General features: G+C 61.9%; 6 protein-coding genes and 2 pseudogenes. 4 read left to right on the top strand and 4 right to left on the bottom strand.

Translation table 11 applies throughout. The annotated features are described in order from the left end of the window. Positions 1-465, bottom strand: a pseudogene (locus G3O00_RS36625) (transposase); the annotation flags it as partial. Here G3O00_RS36625 and G3O00_RS36620 point away from each other — a divergent pair. After that, positions 441-677: pseudogene (locus G3O00_RS36620) on the top strand (hypothetical protein); the annotation flags it as partial. The pseudogenes G3O00_RS36625 and G3O00_RS36620 sit on opposite strands and share 25 nt — an antisense overlap. Before the next feature lie 338 nt (positions 678-1,015). Here G3O00_RS36620 and G3O00_RS36615 read toward each other — a convergent pair. Both G3O00_RS36615 and G3O00_RS36610 read right to left on the bottom strand, forming a co-directional pair. Further along, positions 1,016-1,393 carry an HrpB1 family type III secretion system apparatus protein gene (locus G3O00_RS36615; protein ID WP_241025503.1) on the bottom strand — a complete coding sequence of 126 codons (378 nt, stop codon included), beginning with the start codon at positions 1,391-1,393 and terminating at the stop codon, positions 1,016-1,018. Further along, entirely contained in the window at positions 1,390-1,776 is a 387-nt protein-coding gene (locus tag G3O00_RS36610; RefSeq protein WP_206145924.1) for a hypothetical protein, read from the bottom strand. The genes G3O00_RS36615 and G3O00_RS36610 overlap by 4 nt, the downstream gene beginning before the upstream one ends. Positions 1,777-2,065: 289 nt before the next feature. Between G3O00_RS36610 and G3O00_RS36605 the strand changes: the two genes are divergently transcribed. Together G3O00_RS36605 and G3O00_RS36600 are read left to right on the top strand one after the other, a co-directional pair. Then, entirely contained in the window at positions 2,066-2,920 is an 855-nt protein-coding gene (locus tag G3O00_RS36605) for a formyltransferase family protein (protein WP_206145923.1), read from the top strand. 148 nt (positions 2,921-3,068) lie between these two features. Next, positions 3,069-4,049: a helix-turn-helix domain-containing protein gene (locus tag G3O00_RS36600; RefSeq protein ID WP_206145925.1), complete on the top strand. Its 981-nt coding sequence runs from the start codon at positions 3,069-3,071 to the stop codon at positions 4,047-4,049. Positions 4,050-4,181: 132 nt separating this feature from the next. On the opposite strand, the gene G3O00_RS36595 is transcribed toward G3O00_RS36600, so the two are convergent. Beyond that, positions 4,182-8,303: a hypothetical protein gene (locus G3O00_RS36595; RefSeq protein ID WP_206145922.1), complete on the bottom strand. Its 4,122-nt coding sequence runs from the start codon at positions 8,301-8,303 to the stop codon at positions 4,182-4,184. Between the two features lie 193 nt (positions 8,304-8,496). Between G3O00_RS36595 and G3O00_RS36590 the strand changes: the two genes are divergently transcribed. Next, a complete protein-coding gene (locus G3O00_RS36590; protein ID WP_206145921.1) occupies positions 8,497-8,745 on the top strand; it encodes a hypothetical protein in 249 nt (82 codons plus the stop codon). Positions 8,746-9,005 lie beyond the last annotated feature (260 nt).

The raw sequence follows: 9,005 nt of genomic DNA, 5'->3' as shown, positions 1-9,005 counted from the left end.
TGGCCTGCGCCCTGACGCTGGGCGGGCGAGCCCGCCACTGGCAATACCCGCTGCGCGAGACGGCCAACACCCGGCACAGCCGGCTCACGCTGTACTGGTCGCGGTGTGCGTCGATCCAGGCGTACCTCACCGCGACCCCTTCGCGAAGTACGCCGTTGCCTTTCGGAGGATTTCGATGTCGAGCTTCGCGCTGGCCAACTCCTTGCGCAACCTGCTGACCTCGGCCTCCAGATCGCGACCGGTCGACGACTGGAGCTCGGCGTGCTGGGTAACGGCCCCGTCGCCGCTTCAGCATTGCCTTTGCGCTGGTCTCGGCACCAGTTGCCCAGTGTCGCCACCGGTACACCCAGCCTGCGAGCTGGCCTCATGCTGACCGACGCTCTCCGACAAGCGCACCGCCTCCACCTTGAATTCCTGCGTGTATTGCCTTCTCGGCACCACGTTCTCTGCCATTCTGTTCTCCATACAGTCAAAAAGTTATCAAACTTCTTGCTGTACGTGGAATCGAGACAGGGTCACGGGGCCACTTCCCGACCGATGAAGCTGCGACGAAGCTCATCTGGCTGGCACTGCGCAAAATCACTGCAGATTGGGGTCGCGCCGCTCATGATTGGAAGGCTGCCATGAACCAATTCGCGATCCTCTACGAGGATCGATTCGTTCGACCGTCCGTGTGATTCTCAACCCGCCTTGAACACGGAATTTCTACCCCCCTTTTTCACCCCAAAACAGAAATCCGACTTGCATCGGCACACGCATAGCGGGACCTCGCTCAGTCATCGACCCGTGCTGATTGAACACACGATATTGAACGGGCGGACCCAGGTCCCGATCGCTGTACGGGACTGAATGCAGTTTCCGATACACTATCTCGCGACCGGTGATCCTTCACACCAGTCGAACGACGATGGAAAGTGACGTCGGTCGACGGGGTGCCGTCGACATAAGATCCTGACTCATGGTTCGCACAAGCATTGTGCAACCGCGTTAGCAAATCGCATCGTTTCGTGCACAGTCAGGCAGCCGCGAGTAGCCAGCGCATTGCCGTTCGCACGAATGGGTCCGGGCTGTCCTGATGGGCAATCGCGTAGCTGTGCCAAGTTGGATCATCGAGCATCTTCAGGCACAGCGCCTTCAGTTCGGGAGACTGATCGTCGGGCATCCCATTGACCAACTGCCATGCTTCGTGAAACTGACGGCGCAATAATGCAATCGTCACCGGAAATATCAGGAAGTCCCGGGTTTGCGGATAGGCATCGTGCATGTGCCTGAGAAGCGCTTCCGCCGCATCGGGCTCGTCGCGCTGCAGGCAATCGATGACATGTTGCGCCATCGCCGCTGCATCGTCCTGGACGACGGCAGCGGCATCCGTCATGTCTTCCGCATGAGTCATGACGCTTTCGGCCGGGATGCGCCTTCGGGATTCGCGGAGCTCGCCGAGCCCGCCTGATTGGTTGTGCTCTCCGGATTCTCTGCGGTCGTCGACTTGCCCGACAGTTGCTCAATCCCGACCTTGGCGCCGGCCAGCATCACGTTGACTGCGGCGCCCTCGGGCGTCGCGGCTTCCATCAAGTCCTGCCCGGCACTAATGGCATCCATGCCGCCCTTGCCAACATCCTTCAGACCTTCGATCGCACCCTTGCCGTCACGGGCGGCAATGCTCATCGTCAATTTCCCCACCCCCTTTCCGACATCGCCTATACCATGGACAACGTCGCCGACGCTGTCCTTGAAGCCATTGAATACCTCATCGAAAACTTTTCCGATAAAGCTCATTCTGTTTTCCCCATTTGATCACGGATCGGCACTCGCAGATCGCATCGCACTCGATCGAGGCAAGACACGTCGACTTCCGGCATCAGCGTAGCAATGCACATCCGTCGCACGAGCACGCGCCGCGAACCGATGCGCCGAAATGCGAACGCTGTTTCCTGTCCGCGCGAAGCGACTCGTCGCTTCGCGAGAAGCGACACAATTTCAGGCCCCGGCACATGCGTGTGTGCTGCTACCGTTACGCTGGCCATTCGCCGTCATCTCATCCAGTCCGTTATTGGGGATCCCCGTCATGAAATTTGCGTTTGCCGGATTCGACCGCTGGCGTGTCGTCTTCGATACATTCATCGCCGCCGGCTGGGAGCCGGTCGCGCTCTATACGATTCCCGTCGACAATCTCCTCGACTTCAACAGCGAGATGGTCGATCGCGCGGAAAAGCTGCGTATCCCGATCCGGATGTCCCGCATCACCGAAGCAGATTTCAGCTGGCTCGCGTCCCAACAGTGCGATGCACTCATCGTATCCGGTTATGGTTGGCGCATTCCGGAGTGGCGTGGGCACCTTCGCTATGCCGCGAACTTCCATCCGTCGCCGCTCCCGGAAGGCCGCGGCCCTTATCCAGTAATGCACGCGATTCTCGAGGAACGGCGCGAATGGGCAATCACCTGCCACCAGCTTGACGCGGACTTCGATACCGGCGCCGTGATTGCAGCCGAACCGTTCCCAATCGACGCGGACGAATGGCATGAAACTCTTCAGCTCAGGCTGCAGATGGCCGCGGCGCGCCTCGCGTCACGCGTCGCGCACGACTTTGAAGCACTGTGGAAAACGAGCCACCCGCAGCAGCGCGGCAGTTACTGGCCCGGACTGGACGAACGCCAGCGCACACTCGACTTCACGCGCCCAGTCGCAGATGCGATGCGCACGATACGCGCACTCGGCCTCGTCGAATGTATCGCACCGCTATTCGGGACTAAACTATTCGTCCGCCGAGCAGTGGCCTGGCAGGAAAGGCATGACTATCAACCCGGCGAAGTCGCCCACCAATATCATCGGTGGATCGTCATAGCCGCCGCAGACGGCTTCGTCGCGTTGATCGAATGGAACATGCTCGGCATCGAGAACCGGCAGTTAACACCCGGCTGACGACCGCCGATCGCCCCGCTATTCCGCCGACCATGGCGTGCGCCGGGAGGTACAAAATGGCTCAATCAGCCCGACCGAAGCCGGTCCCTGCCAGACCTCCAAACAACCTCTATAATCGGTGCTTTGGATCAGGCACGCGGTGAGCAAGATGCATCGAATTGGCTTTTTCTTGACGGAAGGTTTCCAAGTAATGGCGATCGGGACTCAGGCCGTGTTCGAGATCGCGAATGTCGTCGCAAAAGAGCAGATTTATCATCTGACGAATGTATCAATCGACGGCGGGCCCGTCTGCTCGTCGCTCGGCCTTTCAGTGCTGACCGAACCTGCGAATTCGGTCACGGCTGCGGATACCTGGATGATCGGCGGCGTGATCAATCCAGGCGCACGCAACTCGTCGGCCGCCGAGCTCCAGTTCGTCAGGGAGTCGGCCGAGAACGCTCGACGCGTCGCCGGACTCTGTACCGGCGCGTTTGTCCTCGGCGAGGCAGGCCTGCTCGATCGGAAGCGCGTAACGACTCACTGGGCGCATGCGGACGAGTTGCAACGGCGCTGGCCGCTGGCCCAAGTGCAGAGCGACTGGATCTATATTGCCGACGGCTCGATCTGGACGTCCGCCGGGCTGACCGCTGCGATGGATCTCGCGCTCGGCATGGTGGAAAAGGACGTCGGCCCAGAGTTCGCGGACTCCGTGGCGCGCGTGCTCGTGATGAATCAGCGGCGCTCGGGGCGGCAGTCGCAACAATCCGAGCTGCTGGGCCTGGCGCCGAAATCCGACCGTGTGCAGCTCGCGCTCGAGTATGCCCGCGCCAATCTGGCGGCACCGTTGCGCGTCAGCGATCTAGCCCGCGCAGCCCACGTCAGCACGCGGCAGTTCGCGCGTATCTTCCTGTCGGAAACCGCCGAATCACCTGCCAACGCGATCAAGCGACTGCGGCTCGAAGCGGCTAGGATCATGATCGAGCGGGGCCGACACACGCTCGATACCGTCGCGCGGGAAACGGGGTTCCGTGACCGCAACCACCTGCGCGAAGCGTTCGTGCGCAGCTACGGCCTAACTCCGCAAGCATTGCGGCGCGGCGCTCGCGCGTCGGTCGACGAGCAGGACGAGGTAGAAAGCGAAGCGGCATGACCCAGCAGCGGAGCAACGGAGCAACGGATGTCACAGGTCTCGTGGCCACTGCATACGGGCCAGCCGCCCGGCCGCGCGGAAGGGCAACCTGATGCACCTTTGTATCCGCACGGCGATCATCTGCCCGCGCGCCTAGATCGGGAACGCAGCCGCCGAGCGGCTCGTCTCGGCCGACGCCGTCTTCTGCCAGCGCAGAAAGAAGTCGATTCCGAGTTCCTGCGACGTCTTGCCCTTGCTCCGCACGGTCATGTTCTTCGGCGCCCAGCTGGCGCGATGCGTGAGCAGTTCGTCGGCCGCCGTTCGTGCGCGTTCGGCACCCGCGTTGTCGCCCTGCTCGCTGGCAAGCGCCTCGACACCGCGAAGACCGTCGACTAGCCCGCTCATCCTCGGCCACATCTCGTACTTAATGTTGAACTGAAAACCCGGATCTGCTCCGGCCTGCCGCAGGTCGGCCACGAATCGATCCAGAAGCCGGTTCGCCTGTGACAGGCGATCAGTCGTATCAGTTTCCGAGTGCTTCGCGCGCGGCAACACGTCGAGGCAGCGGATCAGCCAGTCCTCGCGATGGGCCTCGATCTCGGCCAGCAAATCCTTGGGTGTGCCGTAGACCCGATCAACACTGCCGCCCATCGAATCGCCAATCGGGAATGTCGTTGCGCCGTTCTTCTCTAGATTGGAAAACAATTCGCGTGAATACTCGAACAGGTTGCCGACTAGGCTAATGTGCGCCTTGCCGGCGGCCGTGCCCTTACCCGTTTTCACGTTGGCGTCCTTCCTGGCAATCCCATGCTTGTACGGCGTGCCGATGAAGCCGATCCGCGCGCCCATCTCGCCACGCTGAAGCGCCGTTTCGTTGTTATCGTGGACGGTCTGGTGCGAATAGCCGGTCTGCTCAACGCTGCGCTCGGACATTTTCCCCGCACGCATCGCCAGCGGGGTGAATGAGGCGCCGCCCGACAGATGCCCCGTCAGCGCACGGCCGCGCACCGCGGCGCGAGCTTCGACCATTCCCTGTGTGCCGCGACTTTCCTTTCTGGACGACGCGACGAGTATGCCAGGGTTCAACGCCAGGACAGCCTGCAGCGGATCGTCGAATCCATAGTTCTCACCGTGCGCGTCGGTCTTGTCGCGCCACCGCAGCAGCGTGTCAAGCACCGACAGGTTGTCGTCGATCGCCTGCTGTACCTTGCGATTGCCCATGTCGTCCTTGCCGCGCAGCGTCCTCAACGACGTGGAAATCGTCGTCGCATGCGAATTGTCGAGTTTCGCCGTGCCGGTCGCGGTCAGACCACCCGCGCCGAACGGCACGCGGTAGCCGGCGGTCACGCTGATGTCGCGCTGCGAAGTGACCACACTGCCGGTCACGATTTCCGTCGAGAACGTCGGGTTCTTCAGCTGAAGAAATGCTTCCGACCGCCGCGACGCAAGATGAACCTGGCCGCTCAACGGAAAGCCCGGCGCCACTGGCACCAGCATCGGAATGCCGATGCCAACCGCGCCGCCGCTCGTCAGCGTCACCTGATCGCGCAGACGCGCCGTCTCGAGCATCGGCCGGAAAAAGCTATCGATATCGTCCTTCGATTCGATCGTCAGCGATTTCGCTTCAGCCACGCGCGCGCCGATCGTACGGCCCACCGCCACCACATTCGCTGCATTAGCCGCGCCCGATGCCGCGCTGCCAGCTTGCGGCTCCGCGCCGGTCACACTGCGACGCAAATCGACGAGTGCCGGGCCGAGCGCGGCACTCAGCTCGTCCGAGCTGCCGTCTAGCGCGGCGTTCAACCCTGTCATAACATCGATGAGCGACACGCGCTTCCGGTCAAATAGCACGTCGAGCATCGGCGGCATCTGCCCATTCGCGTCCGGATCCAGCTCGGCGAGCCGCTCCCGGATTCGCGCGATGTCCTTTTTGTCGAACTGGGCGTCGTACAGGCGCTTTGTCTGCCCGAAGCGCTTCGGCGCGATCGGACTACGAAGATTCAGGCTCTCCGCACTCAGCGGGAAACGCAGGTTGCGTGTCGAACGGCGCGGTTCGCCCGTCACGTAGTCGGCAAGCGCAACGAGCGCAACACTCAACCGGCGATCCTCGCCGCAATCGCCCTGTACAGTTGACACGATGTTCTGCAGATACCCGCGCGCCGACTCGCCGAGTTTGGCGAACGTCGTTGCGATCTCGCGGTCGAGACGCGTCTTTCGGGTTTCCATTCCCTGCGCCTCCATCTGCTTCTGCGCAAAGCGCAGCACACGCGGCTGAAACGGCGATGCCCCTTTAGCCGGATCGACCGACGTCGGCGCCCACCGCAAGAGCCGCGGGCGCCTCGGCTTCTGCGCGATCATCGTTTCCGTCAGATTCAGTAGATTCTGGTTGCACAAATCGTAGTCCGAACCCTGCGCATTCGACAGAAATCCGTTGCGCACGGCGCGGTATGCGGCCTGCTTTTTCAACGGAACAGCGTCGAGCGTCAGCAATGGAGCACCCTTCGGGTTGCGAATCTCGCGGGCCGCCACATCCATCGCGTCGTCCAGCCATGCCTTAACCTGAGCGCTCGGTTCGTTCGCCCGTGCCCGATACGCCTGCCAATACGCCTGCTCCGCGTCGCGCTGCCCGGAATCCAACGGCACCTTCCATGCATCGTCGGCAGCGGCGCTGCCTGCGACAGTATTCATCGCGTCTAGCCCGCGCGGCACGCTGGCCATCAGCGTGAGTAGCGCAATCATCTCCTTGCTCGGCGCCTCGTGAACCAGCATGCCGGCCTCGCCCACCTTGCCGGCAGGAAGCGGAACCCAGTGATCCAGGGGGCGGCTCGTCAGATCTCGGGCCAGCTGTGCGGCCAGATCGACATCGCCGCCGGTCGCGACCGCGAGGCCGCGCGAAATCATCTCCATCGCCGTCACCCGCGGCAACACGCGGTCGACCTGGAAATCATCTCTCTGCAACCGCTCGGACTCGCTCATCGTCTTGAGCATCTCGAGCAACGGCGCACCGTGGTTCGCCAGCTCGTCGATCGCAAAGCCGGGAGCCGACGTGGCGATCGCGCGAATCACCGAACTGCTCAACTCGTCGACCTGTTTCTGCTGCGCCTCGAACAGTTTGCTCACGGACACCTTTGTCTTCTCGACCTCCACCCTGGCCGCCCGCAAGCCGATCGCGGTGTCGCTGAGCTGGGTGCCGGCGTCGTCGGCGAATCCCCGCAGCCGCATCAACTCGTCATTCAGGTACGACCGCGCGAAGGTCAGGCTGTCCAGCTCGAGCCCGAGCGCGTTGACGGATTCACGACCGACCGCGAGCTGTGCCTCGAGATTCGAAATGTCCGCCTTCAGCATGGGCAAGGACGACCCCGCGTTGTCAGCGCCCGATGAATCCGCGGACGATGGGTCAATTTCGCCAAGTGCAAGATCGGCGAGCTCGTTGTATTTCAATTTCGTACGGGCGTCCGCGAGCGACTTCTCGAGACCCTTTACAGTCCTTCTCGCGGCTGCCAATGCTTCGCTTTTCTGACGCAGATTCTTCTCGGCGTCGTCCAGTTTCACACCGAGCTGCCCGATGACCTGCGGAAGCGCCAGTTCGTCGCTGGCCATCGTGTTCGCAAGAAAATCTATCTGCTTGCTGACCACTGCTATTTTTCGACCCAGGACGTCCAACGTTTGCACCTGCACACCGAGACCGAGCGACTGGAATCCGGCCATCCGCTCGCGCATGCCGGCCATCTCGTTCTTCAGCTTGTCCTTCGCCTGCTGCAGCGCTTGTGTTGCAGCCTCCACCGCCTGAGCCAAGACCGGCAGCCGGGCCGCGTCGCCGCTGGCGGAGGCGCTGTCCAGCATGCGTTCGGCCGCTTCCAACTCACGCCTTGCTGCCTCCAGCGTGTTACCGGCCGTCTCGACCTCGTTCGCCGCGGCCGCATGCCGTGCATGGCTCCCGCCAACCGCCTCTGTTAACTCCTTCAGAAACGCGTCGACCATCGCCGCATCCGTTTCCACCATGTGGCCCTTCTTACCCGTCATCAGTTCGTACGGCGACTTGGGCGCCAATATCCGGCTCGCACCCGGCAATGCGGAGATCACAGCGCGCATGCCGGCCGACCGTTGCGGCCGCCGATTCATGTCCGGCAATGTCATCAATGTGCCGGACGCCAGGGGCAGCCGTTTGAGTAGCGCTACTCCCTCCTGATGCGCCGCCGAATAAGGTTCCGCACGAATGTCGGAATCGCCGGCCGCCAGCTCCAACCGCGACGGCCGATCTTGCGAGATCGTCATTCCGGCCCCCGCCATACGGAACCCGAGCGACGACGGTCGACCGCCGGAACGCACACCACCCATTACTGGCACGGCGGCCTTCGCACCATGACGCGCCCGAAGACCAGTCAGCGCACCCGTCAACGGCGGCTCCGCGTTCTGCCTCGCGGCAGCGCGCTGCCCGGCTGGCGCGCTGCCGCGTGCTTCCTCGTCGTTGACCGAGGGCCTGCCAGACGAAACCAGTATTGACTTCAGCTTTGACGACATGGCATTGATCCGCAATCAGGGGGACGAAGAATGGAACATTTCTATCGAGAGCGATGAAAATCGAGGCTGGACTCGCGGCACGTTTGCCATTCAGCGCGCCTGCTACAACACTCCATCGATCAATGCACGCAATTTCCAGCAAAATGCAGCGCCATTTCGAAATTCGTTTCGTATTTCGTGCGACTATTTCGCATAAACACAAATTCTTCATGCATAATTTCACGCAAGGCGATGACTCTCGGATATTGCGAAGAAATTGTATTGTATGACCTGTCACGAGATTAATCTATTCGCGGATTGCGGCCACGGAGCAAGATCCCATCACGCAGCTAGCAGGCTGTTGAAAAACGCCTCGTCTTGATCACGAGGTCGCTGCGCAAAAGGATTTTGTATGCGATTGGCTGCTGAGTTGGCGACGGATCGTCGAAGCTGGACCGCTCGCGAGCGGTCCAGTCG

It is taken from the genome of Burkholderia sp. Ac-20384, assembly GCF_017104605.1.
GTDB lineage: Bacteria > Pseudomonadota > Gammaproteobacteria > Burkholderiales > Burkholderiaceae > Burkholderia > Burkholderia lata.
This window is presented reverse-complemented; position numbering and strand designations above follow the sequence as displayed.